Source organism: Rathayibacter sp. AY1F8 (assembly GCF_002932165.1).
Classification (GTDB): Bacteria; Actinomycetota; Actinomycetes; order Actinomycetales; family Microbacteriaceae; genus Rathayibacter.
In genome coordinates this window covers 180,062-195,421 of record NZ_PSVB01000004.1, presented here as the reverse complement: position 1 = coordinate 195,421, position 15,360 = coordinate 180,062, and the positions used below count along the sequence as shown (strand labels likewise).

The following is a 15,360-nucleotide window of genomic DNA, read 5'->3' as shown; positions in this document are numbered from 1 at the left end:
ATGTCGGGTCGGCTCCCGGGTCACGGGTCCGACCTGCCTGGTGGCTGCTGATCGCGCTTCTAGTGCGTGATGAGCTTGGAGAGGAAGTCCTTGGCCCGGTCGGTGCGGGGCGCGGTGAAGAACGACTCAGGGTCGGTGTCCTCGAGGATCTCGCCGTCGGCCATGAACACGACGCGATCGGCGGCCTTCCGGGCGAAGCCCATCTCGTGGGTGACGACGATCATCGTCATCCCGTCCTTGGCGAGCCCGACCATCACGTCCAGGACCTCGTTGATCATCTCGGGGTCGAGCGCCGAGGTCGGCTCGTCGAACAGCATCACCTTGGGCTTCATCGCCAGCGCCCGCGCGATCGCGACGCGCTGCTGCTGCCCGCCGGAGAGCTGGGCCGGGGTCTTGGCGGCCTGGTGGCCGACGCCGACCCGGTCGAGCAGCGCCGTGGCCTGGGCCTCCGCGTCCTTGCGGGAGAGCCCGCGGACCTTGATCGGGCCGAGGGTGACGTTCTCGAGGATCGTCTTGTGCGCGAAGAGGTTGAACGACTGGAAGACCATCCCGACGTCGGCGCGCAGCGCGGCGAGGCCCTTGCCCTCCTCCGGGAGCTTCTGACCGTCGATGGTGATGGTGCCGCCCGAGATCGTCTCGAGCCGGTTGACCGTGCGGCAGAGCGTCGACTTGCCGGATCCGGAGGGGCCGAGGACCACGACGACCTCGCCCCGGTGCACCGTCAGATCGATGTCCTTCAGAGCCTGGAAGTCGCCGTAGTGCTTCTGCACCCCGGAGAGGACGACGAGGGGTTCACCGGCGGGAGCGGCGGCGCGCTCGTCTTGCGGGGCTGTGACCATGCCGTCAGAGAAGCACACGGGGATGGGCCGGTCAAATCATGAGGGAATTCTTAACCGAAGGGTAACAACGCGCCCTGTTCTCCAGGTTCGCGGCACCCTCGGCCCGGTTCCTCTCAGGAACGCAGCGCGAAGGCGCTCTCGTACAGGCAGACGGAGGCCGCGGTCGCGAGGTTGAGCGACTCCGCCGCCCCGTAGATGGGCACCGCGACCACGCCGTCGACGAGGGCGAGCGACTCCTCCTCGAGGCCGCGCGCCTCGTTGCCGAAGACCCAGACGGTCGGCTGGGCGAGGTCCCCGCGGGCGCGGACGTCGAGCAGGTCCTCCCCCTTCACGTCGGCCGCGACGGAGCGCAGTCCCACGCCGCGGAGCCGGCCCAGCACGTCGGCGAGGTCGGCGCCGACCGCGACCGGGAGGTGGAAGAGCGAGCCGGTCGTGGAGCGCACGACCTTGGGGTTGTAGAGGTCGACCGAGCGGCCGGACAGCACGACCGCGTCAGCGCCGGCGGCGTCGGCGGCGCGGATGATCGTGCCAAGATTGCCCGGATCGCGGACCTCCTCGAGCACCGCCACGAGGCGCGGCTCGGAGGCGACGACGTCCTTGAGCGACGTGGGGAACTGACGGCAGACCGCGACGAAGCCCTGCGGAGTGACGGTGTCGGCCATCGCGTCGAGGACGTCCTCGGTCACGTACTCGATCTCCACCTCCGCCTCGGCGGCCGCGGCGACGATCTCGGGGTGCCGCTCCAGAGCGGTCGGAGTCGCGAACGACTCGACGATCAGCTCCGGGCGGTACTGCAGAGCCTCGGAGAGTGCCTGCGGGCCCTCGAGGAGGAAGAGCCCCGTCTCGAGCCGGGCCGGGCGGCGGGTGAGCTTCGCCACGGAGCGGACACGGGGAGAGCGGGGGTTGTCGAGCATGCGGCGAGCCTATCGGCGCGGTGATCGCCGCCCCCGCAGACACGGCGCGGGAGGGCCCTCGAACGACGGAGGGGGCCGCGACCTCTCGGTCGCGACCCCCTCCGGGAAGCCGTGCTGACTACGCTGCGGCCTTGGGCGCCGAGGTGTCGGCGGGCAGCGCGCTCTTCGCGGTCGCGACGAGCGAGGCGAACGTGGCCGGCTCGGTGATCGCGAGGTCCGCGAGGATGCGGCGGTCGACCTGGACGCCGGCCAGGGCGAGGCCCTGGATGAAGCGGTTGTAGGTCAGGCCGTTCGCGCGGGACGCGGCGTTGATGCGCTGGATCCAGAGACGACGGAACTCGCCCTTCTTGGCGCGGCGGTCGCGGTACGAGTAGACGAGGGAGTGGGTGACCTGCTCCTTCGCCTTGCGGTAGAGGCGCGACCGCTGGCCGCGGTAGCCCGAGGCGCGCTCGAGGATGACGCGACGCTTCTTGTGGGCGTTGACGGCCCTCTTCACTCTTGCCATTGCTGTTTCTTCCTATCGATCCGTGTCGGCTGAGTAGCGACCACGCGGCGCAGCGGGCTGCGCCGGCGGTGGGCTACAGACCGAGAAGCTTCTTGGCGACCTTGGCGTCCTGCGGGGCGAGGACCTGGTCCTGGTTGAGGCGGCGCGTGCGAACGCTGGACTTGGACTCCAGGTTGTGACGCATGCCGGCCTGCTGCTTCATGACCTTGCCGGAGCCGGTCACCTTGAAGCGCTTCTTGGCACCCGAGTGGGTCTTCATCTTGGGCATGTTCTCTCCTTGTGAACGTCACTCCGCGCTCGGCGGGGCGAAACCGGTGCCCCGCGAGCGGGGCGTCCACCGGCCCCGAGGCCGGGGCGGCGAAGTACTAGACGGACTCGGCCTCGGCCGTGTCCTCGGGGGTGTTGGCCTCGCGACGAGCGGCGCGGACCGCATTGGCCTCGGCCTTCGCCTCGGACTTGTTCTTCAGCGGGCCGATGACCATCACCATGTTGCGACCGTCGATGGTCGGGGTGGACTCGACCTGGCCGAACTCGGCGACGTCCTCCGCGAAGCGCTGGAGCAGGCGGACGCCCATCTCGGGGCGCGACTGCTCGCGACCGCGGAAGAGGATCATCGCCTTGACCTTGTCGCCGGCCTTGAGGAAGCCCTCGGCGCGCTTGCGCTTGGTCTCGTAGTCGTGCTTGTCGATCTTCAGGCGGAAACGGACCTCCTTGAGGATCGTGTTCGCCTGGTTGCGACGGGCTTCCTTGAGCTTCTGAGCCTGCTCGTACTTGAACTTCCCGTAGTCCATGATCTTGGCCACGGGCGGCTTGGAGTTGGGGGCGACCTCGACCAGGTCCAGGTCTGCGTCCTGCGCGAGTCGCAGGGCGACCTCGATCTTGACGACGCCGACCTGTTCTCCTGCGGGACCCACGAGGCGGACCTCGGGGACGCGGATACGGTCGTTGGTACGGGGATCGCTGATTGCGTTTCTCCTCTGATCTCGGTGAGTGCAGCTGCGCTGCCGGAGTCTTCTCCAGCGCACCCGAGAGAGGTGATCGTCCCGTCCACGTCGTGCCTGCAGCACGGCGCTCGCACCCTGTGACGCGGTTCCCGAGGCCGACCTCGAGAGCCGCAGCCCTGCCTCCGGTGGTCTGACGACCCTCGGGGGCGGAGTGCTTCTGACCCGGTAACCTTGTGAAGCGGTCAAGCGCGGGTGGGAGAATCTCCACTTTCGAACCGAGGACATGCCTCGGAGCCCGGACAACCATAGCAGACCGGCGGCCCGCCCGACAGAGCGGATCCGGCCGCCCCTCGATCCTCTGCTGCGGCAGCCGCGCCCCTCCACCACGGACGACGAACGAAGGACCCATGGCCCAGTACGACGACGACTACACGCGACGATTCGGCGAGGACGGCGGAGCCTCCGACGTGGAGGCCGCGCGCGACATCGCGGAGGTCCCGGCGGTGGAGATCATCACCACCGCCGCCGTGCACCTGATGAGCGCGGCCGCCGTCAAGTGCGGGCTCGCCGACGAGCCCGGAGCGCAGGTCGACCTCGACGAGGCGCGCAAGCTCATCAACGCGCTCGCGGGCCTGGTCACGGCCGGGGCGCCCGACATCAGCGACATGCACGCCCGGAGCCTGCGCGACGGCCTCCGCACCCTCCAGCTCGCGTTCCGTGAGGCGTCCCCGATCGCCGACCCGATCGGCAAGGGCCCGGGCGAGAAGTGGACCGGCCCGGTCACCTGATCGGGAGTCAGCGGGCGGCGGCGAGCTGCAGCGTCATCGAGTCGACGCGCTGCGCGACGGTCTCGTCCGCCGCCCACCGCTCCCCCAGGCGCGCGACGAGGGCGCCGAGCGCGTCCTGATCGAGCCCCGGGCGCAGGCTCAGGACCACCACGAGCTCGGGCCCCGCCAGGCGCTGCTCCGGATCTCCCGCGCGCACCTCGAGCGAGACGACCGCCCGCTCCCCCTCCGCAGCCGCGCGCAGAGCCCGGAGCACCTCCGCATCGGCGGGGGCCGGCCGCCAGTCGCCGCCCTCCGCGATCGCCCAGAGCGCCGGGCGCCGGACCGCGAACGCCCGCTCGGACGCGGGGTCGAGGACCATCACCTCGGTGCCCTCCGCGACGGCCGCCAGGGCCGCGCGGCGCCCGTCGACAGGGACGGGACGGGCGGCCGGGTCCCACCGGCGCATGCTCTCGACGCCGCTGAAGACGGGGAGCACCGTGCGGCCGTCGGGTCCGGCGACCGTGACGATCGCGAGCTCCTGCGTCTTGTCCGCCCGGAGTCCCCCGACCCCCTCGGCCTCCTCGCCGAGGCGGGCGACCAGAGGGATGAGCAGGCGGGACGTGCGGAGCGCGTCGACCACGGCCTCCGGGCCGCGAATGCCGCGGGTGAAGGACTCGAGCGCGGCGACCAGCGCCTCCGGGGCGCTCCCGTCGTCCTCCGGTGCTGCGCTCGGCTCGAAGTGCCGGCCCGCCCAGGGAGTGCCGGCGGAGTCGGTCAGATGCGCCGGGAGCGGGCGGGGCTCACTCGGATGCGACATCCAGGGCCTCCGCGAGCGTGAACGCGCCCGCGTACAGCGCCTTGCCGACGATCGCGCCCTCGAGCCCCTGGGGCACGAGGTCGCGCAGAGCGGCGATGTCGTCGAGGTTCGAGATGCCGCCCGAGGCGATCACGGGGCGGTGGGTGCGGGCCATGACCTGCTCGAGGAGCTCGAGGTTCGGGCCCTTGAGCGTGCCGTCCTTCGTGACGTCGGTGACGACGTAGCGGGTGCAGCCGGCCTCCTCCAGGCGGTCGAGGACCTGCCAGAGGTCGCCGCCCTCCTTGGTCCAGCCGCGCGCGGCGAGCGTGGTGCCCCGGACGTCGAGCCCGACGGCGATCTGGTCACCGTACTGCGCGATGACGCTCGCGGCCCACTCGGGGTTCTCGAGCGCCGCGGTGCCGAGGTTGATGCGCTTCGCGCCGGCGCTCAGCGCGGACTCGAGGCTGCGGTCGTCGCGGATCCCGCCGGAGAGCTCGACGTTCACGCCCTTCACCTGCCGGATGACCTTCTTCATGATGCCGTGGTTGTCGCCGCGGCCGAAGGCGGCGTCGAGGTCGACGAGGTGGATCCACTCCGCGCCCTGGTCGGCCCAATCGCCCGCGGCGTCGATCGGGTCGCCGTAGTTGGTCTCGGTCCCGGCCTCGCCCTGCGTGAGCCGCACGGCCCTGCCGCCCGCCACGTCGATCGCAGGCAGGAGGACCAGGCCCGGGGCCTTGGTGAACTCGCTCATCGTCATCCTCAGTCTCGGAGCCGGTGCCGGCCCCTGGAGGCGCCGACCACCGGCCGATCCTAGTTCGTGCGGAGGGTGCCCAGCCAATTGGCCAGCAGCCGGAGCCCGGCGGCCCCCGACTTCTCGGGGTGGAACTGCGTGGCCGAGAGCGGCCCGTTCTCGACCGCGGCGATGAAGGGGCCTCCGTGATCGGCCCAGGTGACCGCGGGACGCGGGAACGGGGGCATCACGTCGAGCGACCACTCGCGGGCGCCGTAGGAGTGCACGAAGTAGAAGCGCTCCTCGGCGATGCCGTCGAAGAGCACCGAGCCCTCGGGAGCGGAGACGGTGTTCCAGCCCATGTGCGGGACGACCTCGGCCGGGAGGAGGTCCACCGTCCCCGGCCACTCGCCCAGGCCCTCGCTCTCGACCCCGCGCTCGACGCCGCGCTCGAAGAGCACCTGCATCCCGACGCAGATGCCCAGGACGGGGCGCCCGCCGGCGAGGCGCTTCTCGATGATCTCGCCGCCGCGGGCGCGGGTCAGCGCCGACATCACGGCGTCGAAGGCGCCGACGCCGGGCACGAGGAGGCCGTCCGCCTCCAGCGCCCGCTGCCGGTCCCCCGTCAGCTCGACGTCGGCCCCGGCGAGCTCGAGCGCCTTGACGGCGGAGTGCACGTTCCCCGAGCCGTAGTCGTAGACCACGACGGAGGGGCGGGCCGAGCTCACAGCGCGCCCTTCGTCGACGGCACGCCGGAGACGAGCGGATCGAGGGCCTTGGCCTGACGGAAGGCGCGGGCGAACGCCTTGAACTCCGCTTCGGCGATGTGGTGCGGGTCCCTGCCGCCGAGCACCGTGACGTGCACGGTGAGGCCGGCGTTGAACGCGATCGCCTCGAAGACGTGGCGCACCATCGACCCGGTGAAGTGGCCGCCGATCAGGTGCAGCGCGAAGCCCTCCGGCTCGCCGGTGTGCACGAGGTAGGGGCGCCCCGAGATGTCGACGACCGCCTGCACGAGCGCCTCGTCGAGGGGGACGAGCGCGTCGCCGAAGCGTGAGATCCCGGCCTTGTCGCCGAGAGCCTGTCGGATGGCCGTGCCCAGTACGATGCCGATGTCCTCCGCGGTGTGGTGGATGTCGATCTCGATGTCGCCGCGGGCCCGGACGCGCAGGTCCGTGAGCGAATGCTTCGCGAACGCCGTCAGCAGGTGGTCGAAGAAGGGCACGCCGGTCTCGAGATCGGCGACGCCCGTGCCGTCGAGGTCGAGGGAGAGCTCGATGCTCGACTCGCTGGTGGCACGGCTGAGGGAGGCGGTGCGCCCGGGTGCGGCGCTCGGGGAGGTCATGCCTCCCAGTCTATTCGCGCCGCGTCGCCGCCCCCGGGCGGAGCTCACTCGCGCGAGAGCGCCACCGTGGGGTCGGCCGACGGTGCGGGGAGGGAGGCGAGCGCCTCGAGGAACGCGGTCGTCTCCTCCTCGGTGCCGGCGCTGACACGGAGGTGGTTCGGGATGCCGACGTCGCGGATGAGGACGCCGCGGGCGAGCAGGCCCTCGAACACGGCGGCCGGATCCGCGACACCGCCGAAGAGGACGAAGTTGCTGCCGGTCGCGTACGGGCGGTAGCCGAGGGCGCGCAGTCCGTCGATCATCCGGTCGCGCTGCACGATGATCTCGCCGACCATGGCGAGCATCTCGTCGGCGTGAGCGAGGGCGGCGGTCGCGGCGGCCTGGGTGAGGGCCGACAGGTGGTACGGGAGGCGGACGAGGCGGAGCGCGTCGATCACCGCGGGGTCGGCGGCGAGGTAGCCCAGGCGGACACCGGCGAAGGCGAAGGCCTTGCTCATGGTGCGGGACACGAGCAGGCGCGGTCGCCCGGGGAGGAGGCTCAGCGCGGTGGGAGCGCCCCTGCCGGCGAACTCGGCGTACGCCTCGTCGACGACGACGATGCCGTCGGTCGCGTCGTAGACCGCCTCGATCACGGCGAGGTCGAGCGGCGTCCCGGTCGGGTTGTTCGGCGCGCAGAGGAAGACGATGTCGGGCCGGGCCCGGCGCACCTGCTCCGCGGCGTGCTCGGCTCCGATCTCGAACTCCGCCTCGCGCGGAGCGGGGATCCACTCCGTTCCGCTCCCCGACGCGAGGATCGAGTACATCGAGTAGGTGGGCGCGAACCCCAGCAGCGAGCGCCCGGGACCGCCGAACGCCTGAAGGACGTGCTGGAGCACCTCGTTCGATCCGTTCGCAGCCCACACGCCGTCCGCGGTGAGCCCGTGACCGAGGTAGCCGGCGAGGGAGTCGCGCAGCTCTCGGAACTCGCGGTCGGGGTACCGGTTGACGGTGCGCAGCGCCTCCGTGACCCGCCCGACGATGTCGGCGATCACGTCGTCCGGGACCGGGTGGGTGTTCTCGTTGACGTTGAGGGCGACGGGCACGACCGCCTGGGGTGCGCCGTACGGGTGCTTGCCTCGGAGGTCGTCGCGGAGGGGCAGGTCGTCGAGAGTCGTCACCAGGGAATGGTAGCGAAGCGCCCGACGCGGACGACCGGGCAGCCCGGCTCAGCGAGCGATGTCGTACTCGGCCGGGACGGCGAGGCGCTGCCCGGGCTCGACGCCCGCGCTCGAGAGCTGGTTGAGGGAGAGGATGTCGTCGACCACGTCGCGCGGGTCCGCCTGCGGGGCGAGCTCCTCGGCGAGCGACCAGAGCGACTCGCCCGCGTGGACGGTGACGTACTGGAACTCGACTGCAGCGGCGTCGCTCGACGCGACCGCTCCACCGCCGTTGAGCCCGAAGGCGAAGGCGCCCGCCACGATCGGCAGGGCCCCCAGAGCGGCCACCACGGCGCGGCCGCGGCGCGTGAGGCGCAGACGGGTGCGGACGATGCGCGCCTCGCCGAACGCGTTCATCGGCTCGGGAGCGGACGGCAGGACCTCGACGGGCCGAGCCGCGGACGAGCGCTGGAGCGGGCGGGAGGTGAGCTGTGCGGTCATGGGATCGCTCCTTTCAACAGGGATTCGGGGAGGCCCTCGGCCGGGAGGGCCGCCCCGAACGCCTGTACCGAACATATCTTCGAACGACGGAGCGGTCAAGGGACCGCTCGGCTGATCCGCGGGCAGACACGCGCGCGACACACTCGAACGAATGTTCCGGGTCGGGAGTTCCGGCGGATACAGTTTCGAGAGCCTGGTCGTAGTACAGCAGCGACCACCGACATTCCTTGTCGGGTCGCGACCGGGCGGGCGCGCACGCGGCGTGCGCACCGGGAAGAGGGAGCATCGTGAGCGACGCGCAGAGGGCCGGGACCCCGGCCGCCAAGACGAAGGCGGCCGCGGGCCGGCGCCGGAAGAGCCTGAGCGCCAAGCAGCTCGCGATCCTCGACGCGATCCAGCGCTCGGTGTCGAGCCGCGGCTACCCGCCGAGCATGCGCGAGATCGGCGACGCGGTCGGCCTCGCCTCGCTGTCGAGCGTCACCCACCAGCTCAACCAGCTCGAGCTCAGCGGCTACCTGCGCCGTGACCCGAACCGGCCCCGCGCCCTCGAGATCCTCATCGACGTCCCCAGCTCGACGGAGGACGACGGGTCGTTCGAGTCGACCGCGACGGTCGGCGACGCGGCGATGGTCCCCCTCGTCGGCCGGATCGCGGCGGGTGTGCCGATCATGGCCGACCAGCAGATCGACGAGGTGTTCCCGCTTCCCCGGCAGCTCGTCGGCAAGGGCGAGCTCTTCATGCTCAAGGTCGTCGGCGAGTCGATGATCGACGCCGCGATCTGCGACGGCGACTGGGTCGTGGTCCGCTCGCAGCGCACCGCCGAGAACGGCGAGATCGTAGCGGCCATGCTCGACGGCGAGGCCACCGTCAAGGTGCTGCGCCAGCGCGACGGCCACACCTGGCTGCTGCCCCGCAACTCCAACTTCGAGCCGATCCTCGGCGACGAGGCCGAGGTGCTCGGGAAGATCGTGGCGGTCCTCCGCTCGGTCTGACACCGGGCGTGCAGGAGGGGCCCGACCGGCGTGCAGCCGGTCGGGCCCCTCCTGCATTCGACGGGCGCGGGCGATCGGGGCGCGCGCCCCTCCGTCGCGGTCACGGGAAGGCGGAGGAGGGCCGCCGAAACCCCGTCGCCGAACCCTCCGGCCGCCGCCGGTCGGTGGTGCGGGTCGCCGCACCCCCTCCCGGATGCGCCGAGCGCCCGCCTCCCTGACGGGGAGACGGGCGCTCGGGTGGTGGCGATCAGGCCTGGACGGCCGCGCGCGGAACCGCGAACTCGGTGAGCGAGCCCGCCAGATCGGCGTGCACGAGGGCGACCACGTGGGTGCCGCCCTCGACGTACTGCGTCGACAGGATCCGGCCGCTGCGGTGCAGATGCGAGATCACGTCGCCCCGGTCGTACGGCACGAGCAGGTCGATCTCGACGTCCGGCTCGGGCAGGATCTCGGCGATCCGCGCCTCCAGCTCGTCGATGCCCTCGCCGCTGCGCGCCGACACGAAGACCGCGTCGGGAGCGAGACCGCGCAGCACCAGCCGCGTGCCCTCGTCCACCAGATCGGCCTTGTTGAAGGCGATGATCTCGGGGATGCTGCGGGCGCCCACCTCGCCGATCACGTCGCGCACGGTGGCGATCTGCCCGGCCGGATCGGGGTGGGAGGCGTCCACGACGTGGACGATCACATCGGAGTCCGCGACCTCCTCGAGCGTCGACCGGAAGGCCTCGACGAGCTGGTGCGGAAGCGCTCGCACGAAGCCGACCGTGTCGGCGAGCGTGTAGAGGCGCCCGTCCTTCGTCTGGGCCTTGCGGACGGTGGCGTCGAGGGTCGCGAAGAGCGAGTTCTCGACGAGGACGCCCGCGTGCGTCATCCGGTTCAGCAGGCTCGACTTGCCGGCGTTCGTGTATCCCGCGATCGCCACCGAGGGGACGGCGTTGCGCTTGCGGTTCGCGCGCTTGGCCTCGCGGGCGGGCTTCATCGCCGTGATCTGCTTGCGCAGGCGCGCCATGCGGGTGTGGATGCGGCGACGATCGAGCTCGATCTTCGTCTCACCCGGACCGCGCGAGCCCATTCCGGCTCCCGCGCCCACCTGGCCGCCGGCCTGGCGGGACATGGACTCGCCCCAGCCGCGCAGTCGCGGGAGCAGGTACTCGAGCTGCGCGAGCTCGACCTGCGCCTTGCCCTCACGGCTCTTCGCGTGCTGGCTGAAGATGTCGAGGATCACCGCGGTGCGGTCGATCACCTTGACCTTCACCACGTCCTCCAGCGCACGCCGCTGGCTCGGTGCGAGCTCGGTGTCGGCGACGACCGTGTCCGCGCCGAGGGCCGCGACGAGCCCCGCGAGCTCCTGGGCCTTGCCCTTGCCGAGGTAGGTGCTCGGATCGGGGTGCGGGCGGCGCTGGAGCAGGCCGTCGAGGACCGTCGCTCCCGCCGTCTCCGCGAGCGCGGCGAGCTCGTGCAACGAGTTCTCCGCGTCCTCCAGCGAATTCTGCGAGTACACGCCGATGAGCACGACGTTCTCCAGGCGCAGCTGGCGGTACTCGACCTCCGTGACGTCCTCGAGCTCGGTCGAGAGGCCGGCGACGCGTCGCAGCGCCTGCCGGTCGTCGCGGTCGAACTGCTCGCCGTCGCTGTTCTCGCCCTCGTGGCCGGCGCTCTGCAGCGCCTGGGCTCCACCCGCGACGAAGCGCGAGTACCCTGCCGAACGCGACTGCGCGTTCGCCAGGACCCTCGAGACGACGTCCACGGCCTCGGTCGTGTCGGTCTCGTTCAGGTCTTCCGTCATCCGGATAACACTAACTCCTCAGGTCTTGATAGGTTCACTTCTCATGGCCGCCGAGCACTACTTCTCGAGTACTCCCGACGGCGACCTCCGGCCCCGCAGGATCCAGGCCCGCCTGGCCGGCCGCGACCTCGAGGTCACGACGGCAGGAGGGGTGTTCAGCCCCGGTCACGTCGATCTCGGCACACGCGTCCTGCTGGACGCGGTGCCCGACGCCCCCGCTGACGGGGACCTGCTGGACCTCGGCTGCGGCTGGGGCCCGATCGCCCTCGCGCTCGCCCTCGCCTCCCCCGACGCCCGGGTGTGGGCGGTCGACGTCAACCAGCGGGCGCTCGAGCTGGTCCGTCGCAACTGCGAGGAACTCGGCGTCCTCAATGTCAACGCCGTGCTGCCCGAGGATGTTCCCGACGACGTCCGCTTCCGCACCGTGTGGTCGAACCCGCCGATCCGCATCGGCAAGGAGGAGCTGCATCTCCTGCTCGAACGCTGGCTGCCGCGGCTCGAGGAGGGCGCGGACGCCTGGCTCGTCGTGCAGCGCAACCTCGGCTCAGACTCGCTCCAGACCTGGCTGGGCGCCGCGTTCGCCGGGCGGCTCGACGTGGAGCGCGTCTCCTCGGCGAAGGGCTTCCGCGTGCTGCGGACGACCCGCCTGGCCTGACCGGGTCCTCAGTCGATCCGGATCGTCCCGGTGAAGACGAGGTCGGCCGGGCCGGAGAGCCCGACGTGCTCGCCCTCCTCCGCCGCGAACATCGTCACGCCGAGCGTGCCGCCCGGGACCTCCACGCGCCAGGCCTGCGGAGCGCGCGCTCCCGCCCAGTAGCGCACCGCCAGTGCCGCCGCCGCGGCACCCGTGCCGCAACTCAGGGTCTCGCCGCTGCCGCGCTCGTGCACGCGCATCCGGATCCGCCCGATCCCGTCGTGGACCAGGGGCTCGCCGGGAACCACGAACTCGACGTTCGCGCCGTCCTCGAGCTCCGGGTCGAGCTGCGGGATGTAGGAGAGGTCGGCGGAGTCGAGCTCCTCGTCGTTGCTGAGGGCGACGACCACGTGCGGATTGCCGAGGTCGATCCCGAGACCGGGGCGCGCGACCTTGAGCTCCTTCGCCCGCACCAGGGGCTCGCCGCCCGCCAGCTCCCAGCGGCCGAGGTCGACCTGGAACCCGGCACCGCTGCGGGTGACGTCGCGGACGCCGGCGCGGGTGCCGATCGGCAGGGTGTCGCCGGGCTCGAGCGCCGCGAGGCCGCCCGCGAGCAGGAACGCGGCGTAGACGCGGATGCCGTTGCCGCACATCTCGGCGATCGAGCCGTCGGCGTTGCGGTAGTCCATGAACCACTCCGCCTCGCTCTCCTCGGCCAGAGCCGCGGCGCCCTCCGGGATCGCGCGGGAGCGGACGGCACGGATGACACCGTCGGCGCCGACGCCGAAGTGGCGGTCGCAGATCATCGCGATCTGCGCGGGCGAGAGGTCGACCTCACCGTCCGGGTCGCTGAAGAGCACGAAGTCGTTGCCGGTGCCCTGGCCCTTGGTGAAGTGCAGCTCGATCGTCATGGCGCACAGCCTAGCGAGGAGCGGGAGCGGCGGCCTGGGCGGCGGCGTGCGCCCGCGACACCAGGTCCGGCGCGTCGTACGGGAGCCGGTGGGCGCCGGCGTAGCGCCGGAACCAGCTGTTCTGCCGACGTGCGTAGCGGCGCGTGAGCGCCTGCGTCGCCGCGATCGCCTCCTCCTCGCGGAGGACGCCGGCACGCTGGGCGAGCGCCTGGGCGTACCCGATGGCCCGCCCGGCTGTGACGCCGCGCTCCAGGCCGAAGGGGACGAGCCGCTCGACCTCGTCGAGCATCCCGGTCGCCCACATCCGCTCCACCCGCCGGTCGAGGCGCTGCACCAGCTCCTCCCGCGGAGCCTCGAGGAACAGGATCGAGGCGGGGCGCCACCGAACCGGCTCGTCGGACATCAGCGCGCTGTGCGTGCTCCCGCCGGTGAGCTCCGCGATCTCGAGCGCGCGGACGATGCGCCGGGCGTTGTGCGGACCGATCCGCTCGGCCACTCCGGCGTCGATCCGGCGCAACCGCTCGACGAGGGCGCCCAGGCCCTCCCGCTCGGCGGTCTCCTCGAGCCGGCGCCGGACGGCCGGGTCGGTGCCCGCGAACGAGAACTCGAAGACGACGCTGGAGACGTACAGACCGGAGCCCCCGACGAGGATCGGCGTCGCCCCGCGCGCCAGCACGCTCTCGATCACGCGCCGCGCCTCGCTCTGGTAGCGGGCGACCGACGCCTCCTCCGTCACGTCGAGGACGTCGAGCAGGTGGTGTGGGACGCCCCGACGCTCGTCGGCGGGCAGCTTCGCGGTGCCGATGTCCATCCCGCGGTAGAGCTGCATCGCGTCGGCGTTCACGATCTCAGCGGCGCCGCCGTCCTGCCGGATCGCCTCGGCGAGCTCGAGCGAGAGGTCGGACTTGCCCGTGCCGGTCGCGCCGACGACCGCGATGAGCTCCGGCGCGGTATCGGGGGCTCCGGTCTCAGCGCTCGCCATCGAGGGCGTCGTAGATCGGCGTCGTCAGCGTGCCGGCGTCGCGCACGCGCAGCGACGGCAGGCCCAGCGAGACCCGGGGCGCCCCGCTCCCGCCCGGGGCGGCCGGAACTCCGCAGGACTCGGTCTGCGCCCGGTCCCAGGCGTCGCCCGCGCGGGTGCGGCGGATGCGGAGCGGCGCGCCGTCGGGCGAATCCGCCAGGAGGTAGAAGGGGGCGGCACGGGTGACCCGGACGGAGACCACGTCTCCGGGACGCGGCTGCTCGGAGCCCTCGGGCACGTCGAAGTGCACCAGACGGCTGTCCTCGGCGCGTCCGCTCAGCCGGTGCGTCTCCGTGTCGCGACGGCCCTCGCCGGTCGCGACGAGGACCTCGACCTCTCGGCCGACGACTGCGCGGTTCTCCTGCTCGCTGATCGCGTCCTGCAGGGCGACGAGCCGCTCGTAACGCTCCTGGACGACCGCCTTGGGGATCTGGTCGGGCAGCGTCGCGGCCGGGGTGCCGGGCCGGATGGAGTACTGGAAGGTGAAGGCGGAGGCGAAGCGGGCCGCCTCGACCACGCGCAGGGTCTCCTGGAAGTCGGCCTCCGTCTCGCCGGGGAAGCCCACGATGATGTCGGTGCTGATCGCCGCGTGCGGGATGCGATCGCGCACCCGGTCGAGGATCCCGAGGAACTTCTCGGAGCGGTAGGAGCGGCGCATCGCTTTGAGGACGCGGTCGGAGCCGGACTGGAGCGGCATGTGCAGCTGCGGCATCACCGCCGGCGTCTCGGCCATGGCGTCGATCACGTCGTCGGTGAAGGCCGCGGGATGGGGGCTCGTGAAGCGGATCCGCTCGAGACCGTCGATGGTGCCCGCCGCGCGGAGCAGCTTCGAGAACGCCTGGCGGTCGCCGAACTCGACGCCGTAGGAGTTCACGTTCTGGCCGAGAAGGGTGACCTCGATCGCGCCGTCGTCCACGAGCGCCTGGATCTCGGCGAGCACGTCGCCGGGACGCCGGTCCTTCTCCTTGCCGCGGAGCGAGGGGACGATGCAGAAGGTGCAGGTGTTGTTGCAGCCGACCGAGATCGAGACCCAGCCGCTGTAGGTCGAGTCGCGCTTCGTGGGGAGCGTGGAGGGGAAGACATCGAGCGATTCGAGGATCTCGAGCTGCGCCTCGTCGTTGTGGCGGGCGCGCTCGAGCAGGCTCGGGAGGGCGCCCATGTTGTGCGTGCCGAAGACCACGTCGACCCACGGGGCACGGTCGAGGATGACGTTCTTGTCCTTCTGCGCGAGACAGCCGCCGACCGCGATCTGCATCCCCTCGTGTCGGCGCTTCACCGACGCGAGGTGGCCGAGGTTGCCGTAGAGCTTGTTGTCGGCGTTCTCGCGCACCGCGCAGGTGTTGATCACGACGACGTCGGCATCGGCTCCATCGGCGGACACGTAGCCCGCCGCCTCGAGCGAACCGCTCAGCCGCTCGGAGTCGTGCACGTTCATCTGGCATCCGAACGTACGGACCTCGTAGGTCCTCGGCCGGGTCTCGGCGACGGGCGACGGGGCGGTACCGAGCGTGCTCATGGTGTGGAATTCTACGCTCCGGT

General features: G+C 71.8%; 18 protein-coding genes. 3 read left to right on the top strand and 15 right to left on the bottom strand.

Annotation, left to right across the window (positions count from 1 at the left end; translation table 11 throughout):
* Positions 1 to 59: 59 nt before the first annotated feature.
* The 5 genes from C5C35_RS05465 to infC form a co-directional block, all read right to left on the bottom strand.
* Positions 60 to 839 (bottom strand): amino acid ABC transporter ATP-binding protein, encoded by a 780-nt coding sequence (locus C5C35_RS05465; RefSeq protein WP_104224489.1) that lies wholly within the window; start codon positions 837 to 839, stop codon positions 60 to 62.
* Positions 840 to 952: 113 nt separating this feature from the next.
* Positions 953 to 1,753 (bottom strand): RNA methyltransferase, encoded by an 801-nt coding sequence (locus C5C35_RS05460; RefSeq protein WP_104226312.1) that lies wholly within the window; start codon positions 1,751 to 1,753, stop codon positions 953 to 955.
* A 118-nt stretch (positions 1,754 to 1,871) separates the two neighbouring features.
* Positions 1,872 to 2,258, bottom strand: a complete 387-nt coding sequence (gene rplT / locus C5C35_RS05455; RefSeq protein WP_104224487.1) for a 50S ribosomal protein L20 — start codon at positions 2,256 to 2,258, stop codon at positions 1,872 to 1,874.
* A 73-nt stretch (positions 2,259 to 2,331) separates the two neighbouring features.
* The gene (gene rpmI, locus C5C35_RS05450; RefSeq protein WP_055793295.1) at positions 2,332 to 2,526 is read right to left on the bottom strand and encodes a 50S ribosomal protein L35; all 195 of its coding nucleotides are present in this window, start codon (positions 2,524 to 2,526) and stop codon (positions 2,332 to 2,334) included.
* Between the two features lie 97 nt (positions 2,527 to 2,623).
* Positions 2,624 to 3,172, bottom strand: a complete 549-nt coding sequence (infC, locus tag C5C35_RS05445) for a translation initiation factor IF-3 (protein ID WP_374952931.1) — start codon at positions 3,170 to 3,172, stop codon at positions 2,624 to 2,626.
* A gap of 437 nt (positions 3,173 to 3,609) precedes the next feature.
* Here infC and C5C35_RS05440 point away from each other — a divergent pair, with 437 nt between their 5' ends.
* Positions 3,610 to 3,990, top strand: coding sequence for a DUF1844 domain-containing protein (locus C5C35_RS05440; protein WP_104313470.1), 381 nt, complete (start codon positions 3,610 to 3,612; stop codon positions 3,988 to 3,990).
* 7 nt (positions 3,991 to 3,997) lie between these two features.
* On the opposite strand, the gene C5C35_RS05435 is transcribed toward C5C35_RS05440, so the two are convergent.
* The 6 genes from C5C35_RS05435 to C5C35_RS05410 are packed head-to-tail and all read right to left on the bottom strand — an operon-like array spanning position 3,998 to position 8,477.
* Positions 3,998 to 4,786 carry an SseB family protein gene (locus tag C5C35_RS05435; RefSeq protein WP_104226311.1) on the bottom strand — a complete coding sequence of 263 codons (789 nt, stop codon included), beginning with the start codon at positions 4,784 to 4,786 and terminating at the stop codon, positions 3,998 to 4,000.
* Positions 4,770 to 5,516, bottom strand: a complete 747-nt coding sequence (gene priA, locus C5C35_RS05430; protein ID WP_104224506.1) for a bifunctional 1-(5-phosphoribosyl)-5-((5-phosphoribosylamino)methylideneamino)imidazole-4-carboxamide isomerase/phosphoribosylanthranilate isomerase PriA — start codon at positions 5,514 to 5,516, stop codon at positions 4,770 to 4,772. Before priA ends, C5C35_RS05435 begins: the two co-directional genes overlap by 17 nt.
* Before the next feature lie 59 nt (positions 5,517 to 5,575).
* On the bottom strand, positions 5,576 to 6,223 hold the full coding sequence (gene hisH / locus C5C35_RS05425; RefSeq protein ID WP_104224485.1) for an imidazole glycerol phosphate synthase subunit HisH: 648 nt from the start codon (positions 6,221 to 6,223) through the stop codon (positions 5,576 to 5,578).
* The gene (hisB, locus tag C5C35_RS05420; protein WP_104224484.1) at positions 6,220 to 6,840 is read right to left on the bottom strand and encodes an imidazoleglycerol-phosphate dehydratase HisB; all 621 of its coding nucleotides are present in this window, start codon (positions 6,838 to 6,840) and stop codon (positions 6,220 to 6,222) included. The genes hisH and hisB overlap by 4 nt, the downstream gene beginning before the upstream one ends.
* A 44-nt stretch (positions 6,841 to 6,884) precedes the next feature.
* On the bottom strand, positions 6,885 to 7,997 hold the full coding sequence (locus tag C5C35_RS05415; protein WP_181027239.1) for a histidinol-phosphate transaminase: 1,113 nt from the start codon (positions 7,995 to 7,997) through the stop codon (positions 6,885 to 6,887).
* Between the two features lie 48 nt (positions 7,998 to 8,045).
* Positions 8,046 to 8,477, bottom strand: coding sequence for a LysM peptidoglycan-binding domain-containing protein (locus C5C35_RS05410; protein ID WP_308470736.1), 432 nt, complete (start codon positions 8,475 to 8,477; stop codon positions 8,046 to 8,048).
* Between the two features lie 287 nt (positions 8,478 to 8,764).
* On the opposite strand from C5C35_RS05410, the gene lexA reads away from it, so the two are divergent.
* Positions 8,765 to 9,469 carry a transcriptional repressor LexA gene (lexA, locus tag C5C35_RS05405; protein WP_104224482.1) on the top strand — a complete coding sequence of 235 codons (705 nt, stop codon included), beginning with the start codon at positions 8,765 to 8,767 and terminating at the stop codon, positions 9,467 to 9,469.
* Between the two features lie 247 nt (positions 9,470 to 9,716).
* Here lexA and hflX read toward each other — a convergent pair whose 3' ends face one another.
* Positions 9,717 to 11,255, bottom strand: a complete 1,539-nt coding sequence (gene hflX / locus C5C35_RS05400) for a GTPase HflX (protein WP_104224481.1) — start codon at positions 11,253 to 11,255, stop codon at positions 9,717 to 9,719.
* Between the two features lie 43 nt (positions 11,256 to 11,298).
* Between hflX and C5C35_RS05395 the strand changes: the two genes are divergently transcribed.
* Positions 11,299 to 11,910 carry a class I SAM-dependent methyltransferase gene (locus C5C35_RS05395; RefSeq protein WP_104224480.1) on the top strand — a complete coding sequence of 204 codons (612 nt, stop codon included), beginning with the start codon at positions 11,299 to 11,301 and terminating at the stop codon, positions 11,908 to 11,910.
* An 8-nt stretch (positions 11,911 to 11,918) separates the two neighbouring features.
* On the opposite strand, the gene dapF is transcribed toward C5C35_RS05395, so the two are convergent.
* Genes dapF through miaB form a run of 3 tightly spaced genes read right to left on the bottom strand, consistent with a single transcriptional unit; the run spans position 11,919 to position 15,337 of the window.
* On the bottom strand, positions 11,919 to 12,800 hold the full coding sequence (gene dapF, locus C5C35_RS05390; protein WP_104250184.1) for a diaminopimelate epimerase: 882 nt from the start codon (positions 12,798 to 12,800) through the stop codon (positions 11,919 to 11,921).
* A gap of 10 nt (positions 12,801 to 12,810) precedes the next feature.
* On the bottom strand, positions 12,811 to 13,782 hold the full coding sequence (gene miaA, locus C5C35_RS05385) for a tRNA (adenosine(37)-N6)-dimethylallyltransferase MiaA (protein ID WP_104262716.1): 972 nt from the start codon (positions 13,780 to 13,782) through the stop codon (positions 12,811 to 12,813).
* Positions 13,769 to 15,337 (bottom strand): tRNA (N6-isopentenyl adenosine(37)-C2)-methylthiotransferase MiaB, encoded by a 1,569-nt coding sequence (miaB, locus tag C5C35_RS05380; RefSeq protein ID WP_104262715.1) that lies wholly within the window; start codon positions 15,335 to 15,337, stop codon positions 13,769 to 13,771. Before miaB ends, miaA begins: the two co-directional genes overlap by 14 nt.
* Positions 15,338 to 15,360 lie beyond the last annotated feature (23 nt).

Excerpts from the sequence above, each read along its gene's own strand:
- C5C35_RS05465 (WP_104224489.1), bottom strand. The coding sequence starts at position 839 with ATGGTCACAGCCCCGCAAGACGAGCGCGCCGCCGCTCCCGCCGGTGAA.
- C5C35_RS05460 (WP_104226312.1), bottom strand. The coding sequence starts at position 1,753 with ATGCTCGACAACCCCCGCTCTCCCCGTGTCCGCTCCGTGGCGAAGCTC.
- rplT (WP_104224487.1), bottom strand. The coding sequence starts at position 2,258 with ATGGCAAGAGTGAAGAGGGCCGTCAACGCCCACAAGAAGCGTCGCGTC.
- rpmI (WP_055793295.1), bottom strand. The coding sequence starts at position 2,526 with ATGCCCAAGATGAAGACCCACTCGGGTGCCAAGAAGCGCTTCAAGGTG.
- C5C35_RS05440 (WP_104313470.1), top strand. The coding sequence starts at position 3,610 with ATGGCCCAGTACGACGACGACTACACGCGACGATTCGGCGAGGACGGC.
- C5C35_RS05435 (WP_104226311.1), bottom strand. The coding sequence starts at position 4,786 with ATGTCGCATCCGAGTGAGCCCCGCCCGCTCCCGGCGCATCTGACCGAC.
- priA (WP_104224506.1), bottom strand. The coding sequence starts at position 5,516 with ATGAGCGAGTTCACCAAGGCCCCGGGCCTGGTCCTCCTGCCTGCGATC.
- hisB (WP_104224484.1), bottom strand. The coding sequence starts at position 6,840 with ATGACCTCCCCGAGCGCCGCACCCGGGCGCACCGCCTCCCTCAGCCGT.
- C5C35_RS05410 (WP_308470736.1), bottom strand. The coding sequence starts at position 8,477 with ATGACCGCACAGCTCACCTCCCGCCCGCTCCAGCGCTCGTCCGCGGCT.
- hflX (WP_104224481.1), bottom strand. The coding sequence starts at position 11,255 with ATGACGGAAGACCTGAACGAGACCGACACGACCGAGGCCGTGGACGTC.
- C5C35_RS05395 (WP_104224480.1), top strand. The coding sequence starts at position 11,299 with ATGGCCGCCGAGCACTACTTCTCGAGTACTCCCGACGGCGACCTCCGG.
- dapF (WP_104250184.1), bottom strand. The coding sequence starts at position 12,800 with ATGACGATCGAGCTGCACTTCACCAAGGGCCAGGGCACCGGCAACGAC.
- miaA (WP_104262716.1), bottom strand. The coding sequence starts at position 13,782 with ATGGCGAGCGCTGAGACCGGAGCCCCCGATACCGCGCCGGAGCTCATC.
- miaB (WP_104262715.1), bottom strand. The coding sequence starts at position 15,337 with ATGAGCACGCTCGGTACCGCCCCGTCGCCCGTCGCCGAGACCCGGCCG.